This window comes from Lactococcus allomyrinae, from assembly GCF_003627095.1.
GTDB classification, from domain to species: domain Bacteria; phylum Bacillota; class Bacilli; order Lactobacillales; family Streptococcaceae; genus Lactococcus; species Lactococcus allomyrinae.
Genome location: NZ_CP032627.1, coordinates 1,214,792 through 1,236,914, shown reverse-complemented (window position 1 = coordinate 1,236,914; position 22,123 = coordinate 1,214,792). Strand labels below are relative to the sequence as shown.

At 37.7% G+C, this 22,123-nt stretch carries 18 protein-coding genes; 16 read left to right on the top strand and 2 right to left on the bottom strand.

What is annotated here, in order from left to right; all coding sequences use genetic code 11:
• From D7I46_RS05810 to D7I46_RS05740, 16 genes are all read left to right on the top strand, one after another.
• Positions 1-1,479, top strand: coding sequence for a HAMP domain-containing sensor histidine kinase (locus tag D7I46_RS05810; protein ID WP_120772039.1), 1,479 nt, complete (start codon positions 1-3; stop codon positions 1,477-1,479).
• A gap of 635 nt (positions 1,480-2,114) precedes the next feature.
• A complete protein-coding gene (locus tag D7I46_RS05805) occupies positions 2,115-3,356 on the top strand; it encodes an ammonium transporter (RefSeq protein WP_120772038.1) in 1,242 nt (413 codons plus the stop codon).
• Positions 3,357-3,461: 105 nt separating this feature from the next.
• Positions 3,462-3,803, top strand: coding sequence for a P-II family nitrogen regulator (locus D7I46_RS05800; RefSeq protein WP_120772037.1), 342 nt, complete (start codon positions 3,462-3,464; stop codon positions 3,801-3,803).
• Between the two features lie 304 nt (positions 3,804-4,107).
• Entirely contained in the window at positions 4,108-5,457 is a 1,350-nt protein-coding gene (murD, locus tag D7I46_RS05795) for a UDP-N-acetylmuramoyl-L-alanine--D-glutamate ligase (RefSeq protein ID WP_120772036.1), read from the top strand.
• Between the two features lie 130 nt (positions 5,458-5,587).
• A complete protein-coding gene (gene murG, locus D7I46_RS05790) occupies positions 5,588-6,682 on the top strand; it encodes an undecaprenyldiphospho-muramoylpentapeptide beta-N-acetylglucosaminyltransferase (protein ID WP_120772035.1) in 1,095 nt (364 codons plus the stop codon).
• Positions 6,679-7,785, top strand: a complete 1,107-nt coding sequence (locus D7I46_RS05785) for a cell division protein FtsQ/DivIB (RefSeq protein ID WP_120772034.1) — start codon at positions 6,679-6,681, stop codon at positions 7,783-7,785. The genes murG and D7I46_RS05785 overlap by 4 nt, the downstream gene beginning before the upstream one ends.
• Positions 7,786-8,018: 233 nt before the next feature.
• On the top strand, positions 8,019-11,324 hold the full coding sequence (locus D7I46_RS05780; protein ID WP_120772033.1) for a GH36-type glycosyl hydrolase domain-containing protein: 3,306 nt from the start codon (positions 8,019-8,021) through the stop codon (positions 11,322-11,324).
• A 93-nt stretch (positions 11,325-11,417) separates the two neighbouring features.
• Complete coding sequence (locus D7I46_RS05775) at positions 11,418-12,671, top strand: sugar ABC transporter substrate-binding protein (protein ID WP_120772032.1); 1,254 nt, start codon at positions 11,418-11,420, stop codon at positions 12,669-12,671.
• A 68-nt stretch (positions 12,672-12,739) separates the two neighbouring features.
• Entirely contained in the window at positions 12,740-13,624 is an 885-nt protein-coding gene (locus tag D7I46_RS05770) for a carbohydrate ABC transporter permease (protein ID WP_120772031.1), read from the top strand.
• Positions 13,621-14,451, top strand: coding sequence for a carbohydrate ABC transporter permease (locus D7I46_RS05765; protein WP_120772030.1), 831 nt, complete (start codon positions 13,621-13,623; stop codon positions 14,449-14,451). The genes D7I46_RS05770 and D7I46_RS05765 overlap by 4 nt, the downstream gene beginning before the upstream one ends.
• A gap of 11 nt (positions 14,452-14,462) precedes the next feature.
• Complete coding sequence (locus D7I46_RS05760) at positions 14,463-16,526, top strand: glycoside hydrolase family 3 N-terminal domain-containing protein (RefSeq protein WP_120772029.1); 2,064 nt, start codon at positions 14,463-14,465, stop codon at positions 16,524-16,526.
• A 64-nt stretch (positions 16,527-16,590) separates the two neighbouring features.
• Complete coding sequence (locus tag D7I46_RS05755) at positions 16,591-17,508, top strand: LacI family DNA-binding transcriptional regulator (protein ID WP_120772028.1); 918 nt, start codon at positions 16,591-16,593, stop codon at positions 17,506-17,508.
• A 5-nt stretch (positions 17,509-17,513) separates the two neighbouring features.
• The gene (locus D7I46_RS05750) at positions 17,514-18,086 is read left to right on the top strand and encodes a histidine phosphatase family protein (RefSeq protein ID WP_120772027.1); all 573 of its coding nucleotides are present in this window, start codon (positions 17,514-17,516) and stop codon (positions 18,084-18,086) included.
• Between the two features lie 106 nt (positions 18,087-18,192).
• The gene (gene obgE, locus D7I46_RS05745) at positions 18,193-19,506 is read left to right on the top strand and encodes a GTPase ObgE (protein WP_120772026.1); all 1,314 of its coding nucleotides are present in this window, start codon (positions 18,193-18,195) and stop codon (positions 19,504-19,506) included.
• 185 nt (positions 19,507-19,691) lie between these two features.
• Positions 19,692-19,820, top strand: a complete 129-nt coding sequence (locus D7I46_RS13655) for a hypothetical protein (protein ID WP_276117065.1) — start codon at positions 19,692-19,694, stop codon at positions 19,818-19,820.
• A gap of 177 nt (positions 19,821-19,997) precedes the next feature.
• Positions 19,998-20,168 carry a hypothetical protein gene (locus D7I46_RS05740; RefSeq protein ID WP_120772025.1) on the top strand — a complete coding sequence of 57 codons (171 nt, stop codon included), beginning with the start codon at positions 19,998-20,000 and terminating at the stop codon, positions 20,166-20,168.
• A gap of 97 nt (positions 20,169-20,265) precedes the next feature.
• On the opposite strand, the gene D7I46_RS05735 is transcribed toward D7I46_RS05740, so the two are convergent.
• Positions 20,266-20,901, bottom strand: coding sequence for a hypothetical protein (locus D7I46_RS05735; RefSeq protein WP_120772024.1), 636 nt, complete (start codon positions 20,899-20,901; stop codon positions 20,266-20,268).
• Positions 20,902-21,067: 166 nt separating this feature from the next.
• Positions 21,068-22,105 (bottom strand): tRNA preQ1(34) S-adenosylmethionine ribosyltransferase-isomerase QueA, encoded by a 1,038-nt coding sequence (gene queA, locus D7I46_RS05730; RefSeq protein ID WP_120772023.1) that lies wholly within the window; start codon positions 22,103-22,105, stop codon positions 21,068-21,070.
• Between the last annotated feature and the right edge of the window lie 18 nt (positions 22,106-22,123).

Genomic DNA, 22,123 nt, shown 5'->3' with positions numbered 1-22,123 from the left:
ATGAAAAAAAATAAAACGCCCAAAGAAATAGAGAATACAAATGAAAGCTCATCTAAAAGAAGTATTATGCTTAGATGGGCTTTTGCTAATACAGTTTTTTGCTTTATCACCTTTACGGTATTTGCAGTTGTGATTTATCAGGCGACAATAACCACCTTCATCAATGAGGAGAAAAATGTTGTATTAAATTCAATGACAAATATTGAGAGTGTACTCTCCGAGGCAAAGGAGCCCTTAACTTCGGAAACTTTACATCAATATATTGACTATACAGCAACCATAAAGCCTGGTAATCATTCTTCTGAAGAGCAAACATTGATGAGTATGATTGGTAGTCGAAAAGCTTTTTACATTTATGATGTTGATAAACACTTGCTTTATTCAACACATCCTCGTTCATTTGGTTTCATGAATTTAAAAAATAATGAAATTAAGCAGTTTGATGGTAAAAATCCTGGATTTTTGGTTGAAAGAGAGATTGTTTCTAAGTCAACAGGTAAGGTGATTGGATATTTACAGGCCTTTTATGATTTAACTTCTTATCATAAAGTAAGTAATCTTCTATTGATTTCTCTCTTGGTTTTAGAAGTTGTTGCGTTGATTATAGCTCAGATTATTGGTTACTTCATGGCTCATTATTTTATGAGACCTTTGGAAAAGTTACATAAAGGGATGCAGGAAGTTGCTGAAGATCCGACAGGTGAGTTTAAACCGATTGAGATTAAGACGGGTGATGAAATTGAGGAACTTGCCCATGTTTATAATGAAATGATGATGAAAACTAATGCTTACGTAGAGCAACAAAAACGCTTTGTTTCAGATGTTTCTCATGAGCTTAGGACACCACTTGCTGTATTGGATGGGCATATTAATCTACTTAATCGTTGGGGAAAGAATGATGCTGAGATTTTGGATGAATCCTTGCAGGCAAGTCAGTTTGAAATTTCAAGGATGAAAAAGATGCTAGAGGAGATGCTTGCACTTGCAAGGCTTGAAAATGTTGATTTATCTAGTAGTGAACTGGATTGTGATGTGGTAAAAGTTTGTAAACACGCGGTGAAAAATTTTGCTTTGGTGCGTCAGGAATTTGAAATTGAGCTGATTCAAAAAGTGAGTGAGGAGACTAGGGCAAAAATTTATCCAAATCATTATGAGCAAGCATTAAGTATTTTGTTAGATAATGCGGCAAAATATTCACCTGATGATAGAAAGTCAGTTATAATCACGATTGATGAGGATGAAGAATATGTGATTACGAAAGTTTCTGATAAAGGAATAGGTATTTCTAAGGAAGATATTCAACACCTTTTTGAGCGTTTTTTCAGAGCCGATAAGGCAAGAAATAGAGATATTGGTGGAACAGGACTCGGATTGTCAATCATGGCGCGTCTAGCGGAGAATTATAAAGGAAAAATTGAGGTAGAGTCTGAGCTTGGTGTTGGCTCAACTTTCATATTAAAAATTCCTAAATTGGACTAAAGCTGATAGATATTATATTAATCACGTTTTAAAATCCAGTAAGTTTCATATGTCTTGTCATTTAAGAAATTAGGAAATAAATGAGTATTAGAGAGTTGGCAGAGTGCTAACCTCTCTTTTTTGTAGACTAGGGGTATTCATTTGATTTATATGTTATGTTTTATGACATGGAATATAAAAAATACTTGCTTTTTTAGAAATTCATGTTATAATTTATAACATGAATGAATTGTCAGAAAATAGAGTAAATTTTATCTGTTTAGAATGACTATAAATTCTATTATTTGGTACTTTGGTAAAGAAGCACTCAAAGTGAATTGCTTGGAGATGGTTTGATGCATTATAGCTTTGGTATATATTATTCCATAGAAAGGTAGATGGGCTGCTGATTCTTGGTGGTATATGCTGTATATACTAATTTCACTTTAAAATCTGATTGAATTTTATTAGTGGTAACTGTGATTGACGTATCATGGTGCTGAGTTCGCACCATGAAGTCAATCCGTTGTTGATTTTTGCAACGAATTAGCCATAGTACGGACTTTTTCAAGTGATTGAATCATTTGTTAACTCTCTGACGTGAGGAAATTAGTGATTTCATGATGAGTATTTCACGCATTTTAAAGGAGGTTGATATGGAGACAGGCTCAATTGCTTTTATTTTAATTTGTTCTGCATTGGTTTTATTAATGACACCTGCACTTGCTTTTTTCTATGGAGGGCTGGGACGTCGAAAGAATGTTTTGAATAACATGATGATGTCTTTGGCACCGATGGCACTTGCTTCGATACTTTGGGTGATTGCTGGATTTAGTTTATCTTTTTCTGGTGGTGGTAGTTTTATTGGAGATTTTCAGCATTTATTTATGAATGGTGTGGATATGGCAAAAAATTCGTTATTTCCAGCTAGTCACATTCCTGATGGATTGTTCAGCGGATTTCAAATGATGTTCTCGATTATTACAGTAGCGTTAATTACGGGTGCTGTGGTTGGTAGAATGCGTTTTACTCCGCTATTGATTTTTATGGTTGTTTGGCTGCTTCTAGTTTATTATCCTTTGGCACATATGGTTTGGGGTGGTGGATTTTTGGCTCAGATTCATGCGATTGACTTTGCCGGTGGTGATGTTGTGCATATTTCGAGTGGTGTGACAGGACTTGTATTGGCAATTGTTCTTGGGAAACGGCGTGATTATGAGCGCTTAGAATATCGGCCACACAATATTCCTTTTGTGGTGCTAGGAGCTGGGCTTTTATGGTTTGGATGGTTTGGATTTAATGCAGGATCAGCGCTTGCAGCAAATGGTGTGGCTATTAATGCTTTTATGACAACAAATACGGCGGCAGCAAGTGCGATGTTATCTTGGATGTTGTTGGAAAAACTTATCATTGGTAAACCATCTGTAGTTGGAGCTTGTTCAGGAGCTGTTGTTGGACTAGTTGCGATTACTCCTGGTGCAGGGTATGTTTCGCTTTGGTCGTCTCTTATTATTGGATTTTTAGTGAGTCCTATCTGCTTTTTCATGATTAGTGTTGTAAAGAAAAAGTTTGGTTATGATGATGCTTTGGATGCTTTTGGATGTCATGGAATTGGTGGGATGTTTGGTGGAATTATGACAGGAATTTTTGCCACACCTGCGCTTTCTCCTGATAAAGATTATGTTGGCTTGATTTATGGCTCTGGTAATCTACTTTTGGCTAATTTATTAGCAGTAATTTTTACAATTGTTTTCTCTGCTGTGATGAGTTTGGTGATTATCAAAGGGATTACTCTGTTTATGCCGATTCGTGTCACTGACCGAGCTGAGGCAATTGGACTTGATGATAGTGAACATGAGGAAACTGCTTATCCTACGTTTTTGGGATTGGATTCTTGATTTTGAGAGTATTTTTATGGATAAATGCAAAAAAATTACTGACAGTTTTGTAAAGTTTACTGATAGAATTTCTGTCAGTTGTCAGTGAGGGAAAGTGAGGAAAAAATGAAAAAAATAGAAGCAATCATTCGAGGAGATAAGCTAGAAGACTTAAAAAAAGCATTGGTTGAAAATGGAATTGTGCATGGTATGACAGTTTCTCAAGTTCTTGGTTATGGTCAACAAAAAGGTTTTATAGAATATGTCCGTGGGCAAAAAATTGAAACGACATTACTTTCAAAAATAAAAATAGAGATTGTCTGCGTTAATCAAGAAGTGGACGAGATTGTTGCTGTTATTGCCACAGCTGTTCAGACAGGAGAAGTGGGTGATGGAAAAATTTTTATTCAACCTGTTGAGCGTGTCGTTCGTATTCGTACTGGTGAGGAAGATGGAGAGGCTTTGTAAACTTGACGTTGCAATGTTAATCTGTTAGTTTGTCATAGTTAATCAGAAATGATGCAGATGAGATAAGATTTGTCAGCGACTTACAATTTGTAAGTCGTTTTTGTCAGCAAAAAATTCACTGACAGAAAGGGTGAGTGGTAAGACTGTTGAAAAAAAGCGGAATTAGGGGTAAAATAGATGAGATAAAGTTGTAAGGAGCAGAAGCAAAATTTTGCAATGAAAGATGGAAAGATTGAGCTTGCAACTTTGGATAAAGTCATCTCGTGAATACGATGATGTGTTGAATCCAAAAAAGGAATAAAAAATGAAAAAAATCACAACGTTTGAAGATAAAAAAATTTTGGTGCTTGGTTTAGCAAAATCAGGTTTAGCTGCAGCTAGACTTTTACATGATTTAGGCGCGATTGTTACAGTAAACGATGGCAAGCCCTTCGCAGAAAATAAAGAAGCACAGGAATTGCTTGAAGAAGGAGTTAAAGTCATCTGTGGTAGCCATCCATTGGATTTGTTAGATGAAGATTTTGCACTGATGGTAAAAAATCCAGGAATTCGTTATGATAATCCAATGGTTGAGCGGGCAATTTCTCTAAATATTCCTGTCATCACCGAGGTTGAACTGGCTTATTTGGTAAGCGTTGCACCGATTATTGGAATAACTGGGACAAACGGAAAAACAACAACGACAACGCTGATTGCAGATATCTTAAATGCTGGCGGTAAGGCTGCAAAACTATCAGGAAATATTGGTTTTCCTGCCTCAGGAGTAGCATCAAAAGCTGTCAGTACTGACAACCTTGTCATGGAACTTTCAAGTTTCCAATTGATGGGAATCAAGACATTTAAACCCCAAATCGCTGTGATTACCAATCTTTTTTCAGCACATCTGGATTATCATGGCTCACAAGAAGCTTATGAAGCTGCAAAATGGCGAATCCAAGAGAATATGACGGCAGATGATTTATTGATTTTGAATTTTAATCAAGAAAAATGTAAAGCCTTGAGTTCTCTGACAAAGGCAACAGTTGTTCCATTTTCAACAAAAGAAAAAGTAGCAGGAGCTTATGTTCTTGATGGTAAAATCTATTTTAAAGATGAATTTATCATGAATGTTGCAGCACTTGCTCTTCCAGGTGAACATAATGTGGAAAATGCACTTGCTGCAATTGCGGTAGCAAAACTGCGTGCTGTCAGTAATGCTTCCATTCTGTCAGTGCTGACAACATTTTCTGGTGTGAAACATCGTCTTCAATATCTCGGAGAACTTGATGGACGCAAAGTTTATAACGACAGTAAAGCGACAAATATCTTGGCCACTCAGAAAGCACTTTCAGGTTTAGATAATAGCAAACTTTGGCTACTGGCAGGTGGTTTAGATCGTGGAAATGGCTTTGACACACTTGAACCAGATTTGATTGGTTTAAAAGGAATGGTTGTCTTTGGGGAGACTGCACCAAAATTGCAGAAAACTGCGGAAAAATTAGACATTCCAGTCTTTCACAGTGAAAATGTTGCCACAGCACTAGAAGAAATTCTTCCACAAACAGAAATAGGAGATGTCATTCTATTGAGTCCTGCTTGTGCAAGTTGGGACCAATATAAAACTTTTGAAGAGCGAGGCGACTTGTTCATCGCTAGCTTTGAAAAATTGAAATGACGACCTCATCAGTGAAAAGGTCTGTGCTGACGAGGTTCTAGTCTATAAATACACATCTAATGTAGAAAAAATAAAACTGACAGGATTCTGTCAGTGAACCAAAAACCCCAAGTTAAAATTGGAGAACAAAATGCGAATTATCATTACAGGCGGCGGAACGGGTGGACATATTTATCCAGCGCTTGCTTTCATTAACTACCTTAAAACAGTTGAGCCGGACTCAAAAATCCTATATGTTGGGACGACGCGTGGACTGGAAAATAAAATTGTTCCAGCAGCAGGCATAGATTTCCAAACGGTAGACGTGCAAGGATTCAAGCGTTCGCTAAGTTTAGATAATTTCAGAACAATTGCGAAATTTCTCAAATCAGCGCGTGATGCTAAAAAATTAATCCAAGAATTTCAGCCAGATGTTGTTATTGGTACAGGTGGATATGTCGCAGGGCCTGTACTCTATGCCGCAGAAAAATTGAGAATCCCGACGCTTATTCACGAGCAAAACTCAATTCCAGGAATCACAAATAAATTTCTAAGTAAGCACGTGACAAAGATTGCGGTTGCATTTGAAGCTGCAAAACCGTTCTTTCCAGCCGAAAAGACAGTTTTCACTGGAAATCCGCGGGCTCAAGAAGTTGCAGATTTGAAACACTCAGATGTTTTAGAAAGTGAATATCATCTACAAAAAGGCAAGAAAACGGTCGTGATTTTTGGTGGTTCACGTGGTGCTATGACGATAAATGAGGCAGTAAAACAAGCCCTACCTCAATTTGTTGAACAAAACTATCAAGTGATTTATGCATCTGGTCAAATTTACTATGATGAAGACCACGAGTGTTTTGCTCCTTATGAAAATAGCCAAAATATAGCAATACGTCCATATATTTCAAATATGCTTGAAGTTCTTTCAGCTTCGGATTTAATTCTTTGCCGTGCTGGAGCGACGACTATTGCGGAAATCACAGCATTAGGTTTACCGACGATTTTTGTACCTAGTCCTAATGTGACTGCAGACCATCAAACCAAGAATGCTCAAGCACTAGTCAAAATAAATGCTGCTAAAATGATTCCAGACAGTGAGTTAACAGGCGAAGTGATGATTGAAATCATCAATGAAATTTTCAAGGACGAGAACAACTACCAGCAAATGGCAGAAAATAGTCGTAAAGCAGGCGTACCAGATGCAAGCGAGCGGCTTTACAATCTTGTGAAAGAAATAATTAAATGAGTGAAAAAGATAAAAATCTAACACCCTGGCAAGAAAAAAATCTCGAATATCGGAGAAAAAAAGCTGAGGAAGCCAGACAAGAAGCTAAGAAAAATCAGCCTAAAATTGCTCGTTTCTCTTCTCCATTCCTCAAAACAGTCTCAAAAAAAGAAGAAGCTAAGAACGAGAAAGACATTTCAGAAGAAACAGAAAATGCGGAAGGGCAAGAAACAATCCTGAGTGAGCTGGAAAATATTGCTCAAGATGTTGAAAGTTTAAGAAGAACTAGACCATCTATTTTTGCGGGCAGTGGAGTCCTTCTCAAAAAAATGTGGATTGGTTTAGCTTTTGCACTGCTTATTTTCTTTGGCTCTGTTTACGCAGTTTCTCCATTAAGCAAAATCGGAAACTTTACTGTATCTGGAAACCAAAATGAAAGTGCAGAGCAAATCGCTTTGGCTTCTAAAATTAAAACGGGTGATAGTATTTTTCAAATTTTGAACACAAAACAAAATATTGAAAACACAATAAAATCCCAATTTCCACGCGTATCTACTGTAAAGTTGAGCTACCACTTTCCCAATAATTTTGAAGCTCAAATCCAAGAATATGCAAATAGTGTCTATGTCAAACAAAGTAATAAAACCTATCTTGTTTTGAGTAATGGATATATTATCACAACACCAGTTGATTCAAAACAAGTGCAAGAAAACAAGCTTCCCACCCTACAAAATTTTTCAAATGCTGAAGTTCAGGAGTTTGTCAAAGCATATGAGACATTGAAACCTGATTTAAAAGCCCTGATTACCAATGTGACAAAAACTCCAACCAGTGCAAGCAAAGATTTTATTGCTCTTGACATGAGCGATGGCAATCAAGTTCGTGTACCTCTGAGTCAACTCGCTGAAAAGCTCCCCTATTATCCAAGTGTTGCAAAACAAGTCAAGGCACCTCAAGTTGTTGATATGGAAGCAGGAATTTATACAAAACCTAAGGCTGCCTATCTTGCTGATCTAAGCAAGCAAGCAAGTGCTCAATCATCATCACTCGCGGCAGAAAAAGCCAAAAAAGCAGCGGAAAATACAGGAACATCAGCAAGCAGCACTACTACTAGTAGCCAATAAGAGTTGATAATAACTTGATTTATATTTACTCAATCTTTTGTTTTAAATTAAGAAAGCTAAGTTTTACTTAGTTTTTTTGTATCTTTTAGTGAAACGTTTCTTTTGTAATATAAACTTAACAATGATAGTATTGACAATCATTATCGAAAGCGGTATCATCTTAATAGAAACGTTTCACTAATAAAATAATAGAAATTAGTCAGTGATATTCATGACTAAAATCGGAGAAGATAATGGGGAAGAAAATCGGTGTAAACCGTACGGTACTTAAAACTATTTCAAATGGTGATTTAGAAATTAGTTTTGTTGCAACTGGCGATATTCACACGATCAAACACAAAAATATTTTTCTAAATCAACTTATCGGGCAAGAGATTGACGGTTCTATTACTAATATTTATCTTCGAATTTTTGAAATCAACGAAATCAAATCTTATCCACTCTTAGGTAAAAATTCAGATTCACGGTTTTGGATAGGAAAATCTCAAGCAAAATGGACTGGAAGGATTGCAGATATTTCCTATGAAGTAAAGTTGAGCTTAACTGAGACCTCTTGGTTTTGGGAAGTGAGACTTGATGGTGTTTCGAAAAAGGTAGATGTTGTCTATGTTAACGATATTGGACTGGCAGATGGTAATGCATTGCGAAGCAACGAGGCTTATAATGCTCAATACATTAATCATCAAGTTTTTGAAGAAGGAGGCTACAAGCTTTTCAGCCGCCAAAATCAAGTTCAATCCACAGGTTTTCCAACACTTGAAACAGGAGCTTTTGGTGATTTAAGCGTGACGGGATATTTGACAGATGGTTTTCAGTTCTTTGGAAAATCATTTAAGCAAACAAGAAAACCGGAAGCACTAGAAAAAATTGAATTTGATAACGAAGTCTATCAGTATGAAATGTCCCTGATTGCTCTGAAAACCGAGGCTATTTTACTCAATGGGCAAAAGTCAGTGACTTTCTACGAACTTTATCAAGCTGATAGTAAAACGCTCAAAAATGCCCCTACACATGATTTTCCGCATCTATCCAATGAGGATTTAATTGAAGTTTCGCTAACGAAACCGAAGGTAAAAATGGATCAGCAGCTCAATGGTCGTCTTCTGAGTAACGAGGAACTCCGTCAACAGTATCCTAATGCAAAGTTTGAAGAAGTTGCCAATGGCCAAATTTTATCTGGATTCACTCAGCAGAATACACATTTTGTCAGTTTAGCTAAAGAACTAATTGTTGAGCGAGAACACGGTGAAATTTTCCTCTCTGGGAATTCTAAGTCCATCAAAAATAGAGGAATTGCAACGAGCAGTTTTATCTACGGATTGTTTAATGCTCAACTTGTCATTGGTAATACCAATATGAACAAATTATTATCAAATCAACGTGACCATCTCAATTTGCATCAGGTTTCAGGTCAACGTATTTTTGTAAAAGTTGGAAATGACTATCAAATGTTAGGGATTCCTTCAACTTTTGAAATGGGTTATAATTTTGCTGAATGGACCTATGTTCTACCAGACGATACACTGATTGTTAGAAACTTTGCGGCGAATCAAGAAAATAGTATTCAACTTGAAATTGAGTCACAATCGGGTAAAATTTATGAGTTCCTGTTTCTTAATCAAGTCATCATGGATGAGATGGAATATAAAAGTGAGTTGCAGGTAAATGTGGTTGACTCGATGACTTATGAATTTACAGCAGGTGAGGATTCAGCGAGTCAGATAGGAAATCCTGCACTCCGCTATCAAATGGTATTTAGTCAACCTGTTGGATTGCTTGAGTCAGAGCATCTGTTTGATGGAACAACTTTCATTGAAGATGGTCTAGTCATCTTTAAAGTAAAAGCAAATCAGCTAAAAGTGAAAATGACTGGAAGTCTTGATGGAAATATTGAGCACTTTGATTTTTTGGATTTTGTTCAAGAAAAACAAAAATACAAAGTCTATATTGAAAACCAACTACTCAACCAGTTCAGATTTACAAGTAAACATAAAACATTTGAAAAATTAAACACTATCTTGCCTTGGTATACCCATGATATGCTCATTCATTACCTTAGTCCTCATGGTTTAGAGCAGTATGGTGGTGCGGCTTGGGGGACACGTGACGTTTCGCAGGGTCCTCTTGAATTCTTCCTTGCGACACAACAGCCAGAAGTAGCACGTGAGATTTTGTTGGAATTGTTTAGTCATCAGTTTGAAGATGATGGGACTTGGCCCCAATGGTTTATGTTTGATGAATATCAACCGATTTTTTCTGATGAAAGTCATGGAGATGTGATTGTTTGGCCGTTCTTTGCGGTTGCTGAATACTTAGAGCAAACTGGAGACTTCAGTTTGCTTCGTGAGCAAGTTCCTTTCGTATCACGTTCGACACAAACATTTACTGAACAAACTTTTAGCTTTGATGAGCATTTGCAAAAAGAACTTCAATATATTAAAAATCACTTTCTTAAAGGGACATATTTGTCTGCCTATGGGAATGGCGACTGGGATGATACCTTGCAACCAGCGAATAGTGAGCTTAAAGAGCATATGACTTCAAGTTGGACAGATGCCTTGACTTATCAGGCATTACAAAAATTTGCTCAAGCAATTAGAGAAATTCGTCCAGACGAGTCTAAGAATTTGATAGAGTTAGCAAAAGCAATCAAAGCTGATTTTGAGAAGTATCTCATTCCAGAGGGGACAATCTCTGGTTTTGCTTTACAAAATCGAGATGGAAGCTTTGAGGCAATGATTCACCCCAAAGATAAAAAAACAAATATCCAATATCGTCTTCTACCGATGAATAGATCAATTATTGCAGAGGTTGCAGATAATGAACAGATGGAGCATAACTTAGAATTGATTGAGCAGCATTTGATTTTTAATGATGGTGTGCGTTTGATGAATCATTCTCCAGCATATCATGGTGGGATTTCTACGCACTTTAAGCGAGCCGAACAAGCTGCTAATTTTGGACGAGAAATTGGATTACTTTATGTGCATGCGCAGATTCGCTATGTTGAGGCGATGGCAAAGGTAGGCAGAGCTAAAGAAGCTTGGAAAGCGCTTGAGCAAACGATACCAGTCGGACTGCAAGAAGTAGTAAATAATGCTGAACCGCGACAAGCAAATGTCTATTTTTCTAGTAGCGATGGTGATTTTAAAACGCGCTATGCAGCTCAGGAAAATTTTGACAAGCTCAAATCGGGAAATATCGGCGTAAAAGGTGGTTGGCGTCTTTATTCATCAGGGCCAGGTATCTTTACGAACCAAGTCATTGCTCATTTAGCGGGAATTGAGATGACTGCGAGTGGACTCAAGGTTGATCCAGTATTTCCAGAGGATATGGATGAAGTTTGTTTTGATTTCAATATTAACGGAAAAAATCTTCATTTCAATCTGAGCAAAGGGGAGACATATGCAGCTATCATTGATAATCAATTAATTGATAGTGAAAATGTATACAATCCGTATCGTAAATCAGGAATTCTTATAAAAAATAGTGAACTATTAGTATTAAGAGACAATAGCTCAATTTACATCACAGTGTAGCATTTACTTACTTAATGGTAAGACTCAAGATAAATGCTTGATCGATTACTATTGAAAAAATTATTTTGAAAAATAAATAGGAGAACTCTTTAAATGAAACTCAATAAAAAAATTGCACTTGGTACATTTTCAGCATTAGCAATACTATCACTTACTGCATGTGGAACGTCTAGTTCTGCAAATAAGTCCTCAAATAAAGAAATCACAGTTTGGGCAATGGGAGCTGAGGGTGAAAACCTTCCTAAAGTAGCGGCTGATTTTACAAAAGAAACAGGAATTAAGGTTAAAGTTCAAAATATTCCTTGGGCAAACGCACATGATAAGCTTTTGACCGCAGTTGCTTCTAAACAAGGACCAGACGTAATTCAGATGGGAACAACATGGATGACTGAGTTTAAAGATGCAGGAGCTTTGACGGATTTATCTAAATACATCAGTAAGGATAAAAACTTATCAGACAGCAATTTCTATGATGCAAATTTGGCAACCACAAAGTTTGATGGTAAGTCTTATGGTATTCCTTGGGCAAATGACGTTCGTGTCCTTTATTATCGTACAGATATTTTTAAAAAAGCAGGAATTAATGAAGCACCAAAAACCTGGGATGATTTAACAAAAGATGCTAAAATTCTATCAACACGGGGTAAAGGGGAGTATGGGATTTCTATCGATCCAGCAGAACAAAGTTTTGCATTTATGATGGCTAATCAAGCGGGAAGTAGTTTGATTAAAGATGGAAAAGCTCAATTTGACCAACCTGAATTTGTACAAGGGGTCTCTTATATAAACAACTTTATTCAGAAAGGTTATGCTCCTAAACAGCCTTTGAGTACAGATATTACTCAAACTTTTGGAGGAACGGATTCTAAAACACCAATGTTTATCTCAGGACCTTGGATGGTAAGTGCATTAAATGCTGCAGGAAATGATATTCCTGGAAATTATGCAACAGCAGTGCTGCCAGAAGGTCCAGATAATAATGACTCGGTGGTAGGTGGCAATAATCTAACTATTGCTAGTTGGTCTAAAGCAAAAGATGAATCAGCTAAGTTCATTAGTTTTATGAGTACTCCAAAAGAACAGCTTGCTTGGTATAAACTAGTTAATGACCTTCCAACAAATAAGACTGCGCTTCAGGATAAATCCATTGCGGGAAATGCGTTGATGAAACCCTTTGTTGACCAATTGGATCACGCAAAACCAATGCCAATGGTGCCTCAATATGAACAAATTGCTCAAAGCTACTTAACCTTCCAACAAAATATTTGGTTAAAGAATGCAAATGTTACTGAACAAATGAAGCAGTTCCAGACAAAAGCTCAAAGTTTATTGGATGCAAAAAATTAATAATTATTTGATGAGGTAGAGAAGTTTAAAAACTCTATCTCATATTTTTTAAGGAGAATATAGATAAAATGAAAAACTTTCTCAATAAATACTTTCCCTATTTCTTTCTCTCTCCAGCATTAATATTGTTACTCTTGTTTTCGATTTTTCCGATTATCGTTGCACTGCTTATTTCATTTACTGATGCTGGAGTAACAGGTTTGGCGGACTGGTCACAAATTCATTTTATTGGAGTACAAAATTTTAAAGAGATTTTTTCGGATCCAGTATTTTTCCAATCTATAAGGAATACTTTGTTCTACGTGATTATAGGGGTCCCTCTAGTTGTAGTCATTTCAATGGGGCTAGCTATTGCAATCAATTTTGGTGAAAATCGATTTTTTAGAGCATTTAGAGTTGTGTTTTATGCTCCGTCAGTAACCAATGTAGTTGCAGTGGCGGTCATTTGGGCTTTTCTTTATAATCCCTATGGTTTCTTTAATTTCGTTCTTGGGATTTTCCATATACCACCTATTGGATGGTTGCAAGATACTAGTATTGCTAAAATTTCATTGATTGTTTTAGCCTTATGGAGAGGGGTTGGAACAAATATGCTTATTTTTCTTGCTGCTGTCTCTGGTATTCCGAAAGAGTATTATGAAGCTGCTTCATTAGATGGGGCAACACTTCGCGACCAGATTTTCCATATTACAGTCCCAAGCTTAAAATTTGCAACATTCTTTGTGAGTGTAACATCATTAATTGGATGGCTACAATTTTTTGATGAGCCATTTGTCATGACGAATGGGGGACCTTTAAATTCCACAATGTCGATTTCTCTATTCATCTATCATAACGGTTTCCAGTTAAGCCGTTTTGGATATGCAGCAGCAGGTAGCTTTGTTCTTTTTGTTGCTATTATAATTGTCACTCTTGTAATGTTTCGGATTCAAGGAAAGGAAAATCAATTATGATTATTACTAAAAAACAAGCAAAGGTATATAAAATAATTCTAGGGATTTTCTTACTTTTGGCCGCGGTATTTACGTTACTTCCAATTGTTTGGATGTTGTTATCAAGTGTAAAATCTCAAACAGAGTTGATGCAATTTCCTCCTACTATTTTGCCTAAAAATATTACCTTTGAAAATTTTGTGCAACTTTTTACACAAATGAATTTTGTTCAATACTTGCTCAATACATTAATTGTCGTTTTTTGGTCATTCTTTGGAATGTTTTTATCTGCTGGTGCTGGCTATGCCTTTGCTAAATTTAATTTTAAGGGAAGAAGATTTCTATTTTATTTGGTTTTAGCAACGATGATGATTCCTGGTCAAGTTACGATGATTCCTGTATATTTGCTCCTCAATGCAATAGGGCTCACAAATACGATGACTGGGGTTGTCTTGCCGGGTTTAGTTGGAGCTTTTAGCATTTTTCTGTTTAGACAATTTATGTCAGGAATTTCAACAGAAATGCTTGAAGCTGCACGTCTTGAAGGAGCCAGTGAATGGACGATTTTCTGGAGAATCATTATTCCGGTATCTAAGCCTATCTTAGCGGTACAAGGAATTTTGACATTTATTGCTGGTTGGAATTCTTTCTTGTGGCCATTGATTATTGCCAACGATCAAAATAAATATACATTGTCTGTTGGTTTGCAGCTTTTGAAGGGTCAATATACGGCAAATTATGGCTTACAGATGGCTGGTTCAGCATTTATGGTTATTCCGATTATCATTGTGTATATGATTTTCCAAAAGTATTTCTTGGAAGGTTTTAATGTGTCGGGAATGAAATAGGGAGAAAAAAATTGAAAAAAGAAAATTTAGATAAGCTTTTAGAACAGATGACAATCCAAGAAAAAATCGGGCAGTTGACACAGCTTGGTGGTGAATTTTTTCAGACAGATAATCAGGAAATTACAGGGCCAATTTACGCGGAAAACAAGATTAGTGAGGCTGAGGTTTACACGTTGGGCTCGGTTTTGGGCGTTTATGGTGTGGAAAATATCCGTAAAATTCAGAGTGATTATTTAGAAAAATCACGTTTGAAAATCCCACTTTTGTTTATGGCGGATGTCGTCCATGGGGCGCGCACGATTTTTCCGATTCCGTTGGGTCTCGCGACAAGTTTTAATCCCGAATTGGCGCGAAAAACGGCGGAAATTGCGGCGAAAGAAGCGACTGCTGCGGGCTTGCACGTGACTTTTGCGCCGATGGTTGATTTGTCGCGGGATCCGCGTTGGGGACGCGTCATGGAAGGAACGGGCGAGGATCCTTTTTTGAATGGTGTCTTTGCTGAACGTTTTGTCAGAGGATTTCAGGGCGATTTTGATGAGGAACATCTGGCGGCTTGCGTGAAACATTTTGCAGCCTATGGGGCGGTTGAAGCGGGTCGTGAGTACAATGTGGTTGATTTGCCTGAAAATAAACTGCGTGAGCTGTATCTGCCTGCTTACAAAGCTGCGATTGATGCGGGAGTTGCACTTGTCATGACGAGCTTTAATACAATCAACGGTGTCCCAGCGACTGGTAATAAATGGCTGATGAAGGACATTTTGCGTGATGAATGGGGCTTTGATGGCGTGGTCATTACGGACTATGGTGCAGTTATGGAGCAAGTAATTTGGGGAACGGCTAAAAATGCGGAAGAGGCCGCACAAAAAGCGCTGTCAGCAACGGTTGATATTGAAATGATGACAACAGCTTACTTACAGACACTAGAAAAATTGGTCAAAACTGACAAAAAGTTGTCAGTGTTACTTGATGAAGCGGTCAGACGAGTGTTAGAGTTAAAAAATCGCTTGGGACTTTTTGAAGACCCTTATCGCGGTGCAACGCTTGAGCGAGAAAAATCACAAGTCTTTACTGAAGAAAATAAACAAGTCGCTTATGATGCCGCGGTAGAGTCCATCGTTTTATTAAAAAATGATAAGAAAAGTCTGCCTTTGAAAAAAGCAGATAAAGTATCGTTTTTGGCCCCATTACTTGACAGTACTGATTTACTTGGCAGTTGGTCTTGGAAGGGAGACGTAACTGAGACGGAGAGCATTCTGTCAGTACTGACAGAAAAGGAGTGTTGTCCTACGAAAGAGGCTGATAAATTAGTTATTTTTGTAGGGGAGAAAAGTGCGCAGACAGGAGAATCAAAATCTTATACAAATATTAGCTTGACACAAGAAGCTATTGATTTAGTTGGTCAGTATGCTGATGGAAAACAGGAGATTATTTTAGTTGTCTTTGCAGGAAGGCCTCTGGATTTGTCAACGATTGCTGATAGAGTTGATAGCATTCTTTATGCTTATTTTCCAGGGACAATGGGAGCGCGTGCCATTGTTGATTTACTCTATGGCACGCAAAATCCATCTGCTAAACTGACGATGAGCTTGCCAAGAAGTAGTGGGCAAATTCCGATTTATTATAATCAATATATGACAGGTCGTCCGACTTTAACTGAAAATGAAGAGTATGTCTCACGTTATCAAGATTGCTTGTCAACGCCACTCTATCCTTTTGGTCATGGACTTTCTTATAGTGATTTTGAATATTTTGACCCATCTGTCAGTACTGATGAAAACAAAATCAAAGTTGACATCTCTGTCAAAAACAGGAGTACTGTAGATGGAAAAACAACAGTGCTCATCTTTGTTAGAGATTTAGTCGCGACCACCGCTCGTCCACTCAAAGAATTGAAAGCTTTTGAGAAAATTGAATTAAATTCAGGCGAAGCAAAACGACTTCATTTTGAGATTGACAGCGAACAATTAAAATTCTATAATTTTACTAATGATTATGTCTTTGAACATGGGCAATTTGAGGTTTTTATTGCCAAAAGTAGCGAGGATATTATTGAAAGTAAAATCGTTGAATTTTAAATAAGGTCAGGCTCAAGAAGGGGAACAAAATGGCAGGAATTAGAGAAATTGCAAAACAGGCGGGGTGTCGATCTCAACCGTGTCTTATGCCTTGAATGGTTCTGCCAAAGTTTCTGAACCTACGCGTACTAGAATCAAGGAGATTGCAGATCGATTGGGCTATGCTCCGAAATTAGCAGCGAGGACACTTAAAGGAAATAAAACAAATATTATAGGCGTATATATCTCAAGCTTTCAGGGTGAGTTTTATGGTGAATTACTTGATGGGATGCAGCATCGGTTAGAACTTCTGGGCTATGATATGATGGTCAACTCAGGAAATCGTACTCAAAAATTTCTATCTGAAAAATTGTTTGATGGCGCAATTATTCTGGATAATAAATTTCAAGATGATGATTTAAACAAAGTTTTAACTCAAGGCAATAAAGTCGTGGTACTTGACCGAGAAGTAAGCCATGAGAATGCACGAACCGTCTTACTTGATAATGCTTCAGGATCAAAAGAGGCAGTAGAGTATCTGGTCTCTCAACATCAAGAAAACTACTATATCATTTCTGGACCACGAGGAAATTACGACGTAGAAACACGCCTGCAAGCTGCAATTGAGACATTTGAAAAATCAGGTAAAAGCTTCAAAATCTTGGAGGGAGATTTCACAGAGCAATCTGGATATGAAGCGGCAGAAAAAATCATTGCAGAAGCAAAAGATAAAACAGTAGGAGTGTATTCGTTAAATGATGATGAAGCGATAGGATTTTACCGCTATGCACGTCGCCATCATATTTTATTAGAACCACAATTTAAAATAGTGGGTTTTGATAATAATCATTCAGCTGATTTTTTATATCCTATCTTGCCCTCTATCTCTTATCGAAAGCATTTATGGGGAGAACAAGCAGCGGAGACTTTGATTGATTTAATAGAGAGTAAGCCAAGTGCTAAAAATCAAACGATTAAGACAGCGCTTAGCTTTAGAAAATAAAAAATATGAAGAAACATATTTATATCATGAGACATGGGGAAACACTTTTTAATGCTCAGCGTAGAACACAAGGTTGGTGTGATTCACCATTATCTGAAAGAGGAAAAGCCGATAGCATCGTGGCTCGCAAATTCATGAAAAATTTTCCTGTCGAGTTCGATGCATTTTATAGTTCTACTTCTGAGCGGGCGAGTGATACCTTGGAAATCGTTTTTCCAAAAAAATCTTATCAACGATTGAAAGCGTTAAAAGAGATGAATTTTGGTGCTTTTGAAGGTCAGCCGACCTACCTTGAAGTATGGGATAAAACGACATTTTATGAGGCGTTCGGTGGTGAAACCAGGGCAGCGCTTGTTGACAGAGTGGAGAAAGCGTTCCTAGAAATTTTATCTCCACCTAAAAATCAAAATGTATTTTGTGTGGGTCATGGTGCAGCAAGTTGGTTTTTTCTTGAAGACAAGGTCAAGCGGACGACAGCTATGTCAACAGAAGGTTTTCAAAATCTCGATCTTATGCACTTGACATTTGATCCTAAGACAAGCGAATTTGAGTTTTGTGAAATTGTTCATATCCTATGAAACCAGCTTTTGAGATAATCGGTAAAATATGATAAAATAGGAGCAGTTCAAAGCTCCTATTTTTTTAGGAAGTGCTGAAAAATAGGAAAACAGAGGAAAAAATAAAATGAGCTTATTTTTAGATACAGCTAAAATTGAGGTAAAAGCTGGGAAAGGTGGCGATGGCGCAGTTGCTTTTCGTCGTGAAAAATATGTCCCAGACGGTGGTCCTGCGGGAGGTGATGGCGGAAAAGGTGGGTCAGTTATTTTCAAAGTAGATGAAGGAATGTCTACCTTGATGGATTTCCGTTATAATCGTATTTTTCGTGCTAAAGCTGGCGAAAAAGGCATGAACAAAGGAATGCACGGACATGGCGCTGAAGATTTAATTGTGCGTGTTCCCCAAGGAACAACGGTCAAAGATAATGAAACAGGTGTCGTCCTTGCTGATTTGATTGAAAAAAACCAAGAGTTTGTCGTGGCTAAGGGTGGACGTGGCGGACGGGGAAATATCCGCTTCGCGACACCACGTAATCCTGCACCAGAAGTCGCTGAAAATGGTGAGCCTGGTGAGGATAAGATTTTGTTGTTGGAGCTTCGTGTGCTTGCGGATGTTGGTTTGGTCGGATTTCCATCTGTGGGAAAATCGACTTTACTTTCAGTCGTATCAAATGCTCGCCCTAAAATCGGAGCTTATCATTTTACGACAATTACGCCGAATATTGGGATGGTGCAAGTCGGCTATGGCGATAGCTTTGTTATGGCGGATATGCCTGGTTTGATTGAAGGTGCACACTCTGGTGCGGGTCTTGGAATTCAATTTTTGAGACATATTGAGCGGACGCGCGTGCTGCTTCATGTCTTAGATATGTCTGAGCTTGAAGGACGTGATCCTTTTGAAGATTATAAAACGATTAATGATGAGTTGGAATCTTATAATCTGCGTCTAATGGAACGTCCGCAAATCATTGTGGCAAATAAAATGGATATGCCTGAAGCTCCTGAACGTCTGGCAGAGTTTAAAGAAAAATTAGCAGCAGATTTGAAAGAGGACGAGCAAATGCCTGAAATCTTTGAAGTTTCTGGTCTGACAAAGACAGGACTGCAAGGTCTGTTGGCTCGCACGAGTGAACTCCTTGCTGAAACGCCTGAGTTCTTGCTTTACGATGAAGACGAATTTGCAAATGAGGTTGCGTATTACGGATTTGAGGAAGAAGAGCAGCCTTTCACTGTATCGCGTGATGATGATGGCGGCTGGCGGTTGTCTGGTGAGAAGATTGAAAAATTATTTGTCATGACAAACTTTGACCATGATGAATCTGTGATGAAGTTTGCGCGTCAGCTGCGTTCTATGGGTGTTGATGAAACCCTTCGGAAAATGGGTGCTCGTGATGGCGATTATGTAAGAATTCGTAAATTTGAGTTTGAATTTGTGGATTGACATAAGATTTATATTAGTTCATCTTTAATTTTGCGCAGTAAAATTATTAGATGAACTGCAAATATGCTGCCTTGCGATGTAAGAAAAAAGTGTAGCTTTTCTTATTCCCAACCTTGACATAGTGCGTCATCTTCACTACGTTAGGCTATCCATTCGCTCTAAGCCAGCAGAGCTGGCAAGGAGAAATGGTAAGCGCAAGAAGTGGTTTGCGTGGAGCGCAAAGGCTGAGAGTGCGACTAGGTGCTTTGCCTTTTGCTCTTGCTGCTTTAGCAGCTAAGCAAAAGGATAGCGAGCGGAGCAACGAAGTTGCATAGACCGTTCGTAGAATGGCGTGCGAAGCACGTAGCACTGTAGCGCAAAATGTTCCATTTAGAAATTAAACAGTATTAGATTTATCAAGCTTGCAACTTAAATGAAGGCGATAAAGCTTGATTTTGTATGATGAAATTATAAGGTAATGAATGAGCAATAAGTGATTTTGGAGAACAAGAATGGGATTTAAAATTATTGGTGACCGAGATAAGGATGGTAATTTTATTGCTTCCGCAGATTATTGGACGGATGCACGGATTGATACGCTGTTAAAAAAATATAATCCAAAGGGAAAATTAACATTATCCAAAGCCAATCAAGAAACACACGATGAAAAAAAGACTGAGTAATTCAGTCTTTTTGACTTGTCATATTAGCTCATCTCTAAATCTACAAACATTATCAGCATTGGCAGAATACTGTAAGCAGACAATTTCTCACTAAGGGTTATCTAATGGGATTAGTAGGAGTAATCGCTTCTTGGAAAATGACACGATTTACAGTTTTTGATTCATCAGCAACTTTGTAGAGAGCGTTGCGTTGGAGGTTTTGAAGATGAGGTAAGAATGTTTGAGAGGAAAATTTAGCAAGGTTATCTTTGATGAGACGGTTAGGATTAAATGAGATATCATCGGGTACGAGAGAAAGAACTGCCGAATTTTGATAATGTGTTTCAGTAATGCTTTGATTTTCAATGTGAAATGTTGTAGCTTCTGGTGCTGAAAGGGTAGAAGATTCATGCTTAGAGGAAGAACCTGATTCTGCAAGTAAATTTGGGTATCCAGCAATAATCGCATTGAATTGGATAAACTGACCAAAAGTAGCCTGCTTATATTTATATTTTTCTAATTCATCTCTTAAAAAAAGCTGTGCTTCATCAAAGGTCAATTTTGGCTGATAGTAAAATTTTTTTCTAATCTCATTTGTAATAAGTTCAAATCCTGTGATACCGACGACAAAACCGTTTGGACTAGTTTCAAATTTTTTAAAATGAGTTTGGGTGATGTATTGGTCAGTTGTAATTTGTCCATCTGAGATAATACTGATGAAATCAGGTGTCATAACAAGGTTGAGAAAACTCATTTTGCTCCTTAAAAAGTCTATTTATTAAACTTGTGAAGTCAACTCGTATTGCTTTTGGGCACAACCAACAACTAAACGATCTGCGCGCAACAGCTTATTCTGTCAGTATACTGATTCAATGCTCGTTTTAGTTGCATTAAACGGACAAAACTTTTGTCGGTGAATTTTATGATTTTGTTCGTACAAACATTGCATCGCCAAAACTGAAAAAACGATATTTTTCATCAACGGCGTGTTGATAAGCTTCAAGTACAAAATCGCGCCCAGCAAATGCAGCAACAAGCATGACTAATGTTGACTTTGGAAGGTGAAAGTTTGTGTTGAAAGCGTCAACAACTTTCCATTCATAGCCAGGTTTGATGAAAATATCTGTCCAGCCTGAATCTGCTTGTATATCTCCTTTAAACTTGCTTCCGATTGTTTCTAAAGTTCTAATAGATGTTGTCCCACAGGCAACAACCTTGTGACCAGAGGTTTTAACTTCGCGGAGAGTTTTTGCTGCCTCTTCTGAAAGTTGATAAAATTCACTGTGCATATGATGCTCGTCAACATTATCTACGCTGACAGGTCTGAAAGTACCAAGACCCACGTGGAGTGTCAATTCAACAATTTTTACGCCTTTATCTTCAATGGCTTGCAAAAGCTCTGGTGTATAGTGTAAACCTGCTGTTGGAGCTGCAGCAGAGCCATTTTCTTTGGCAAAAACTGTTTGATAACGTTCTTGGTCTTCAAGTTGTTCGTGGATATAGGGTGGAAGTGGCATTTCGCCTAAACTTTCCAAAATTTCAAGAAAAATTCCATCATAATGAAATTCAACAATGCGTCCACCATGTTCAAGTATTTCGATAACAACAGCACTCAGACGACCGTCACCGAAAATAACTTGCTCACCGACTTTCATTTTCCGAGCAGGTTTTGCAAGAGTTTCCCAGCGATTTTCACCCAAATCCTTGAGTAAAAGAAGTTCAATGTGTCCTTTTGTTTCACTGCGCACGCCATGCAACCTAGCAGGCAAGACGCGAGTGTTATTAAGTACTAAAGCATCTCCAGATTCAAGTTCATCAATGATATTATAAAAATGTTTATCTTGCATTTGATGAGTTTTAGGGTCAAGGACCAAAAGACGTGACTCAGAGCGTTTTTCTAAAGGGGTTTGAGCAATAAGTTCTTCTGGTAAATCAAAATCAAAATCGTTAATATTCATAAAAACAATTATAGCAAA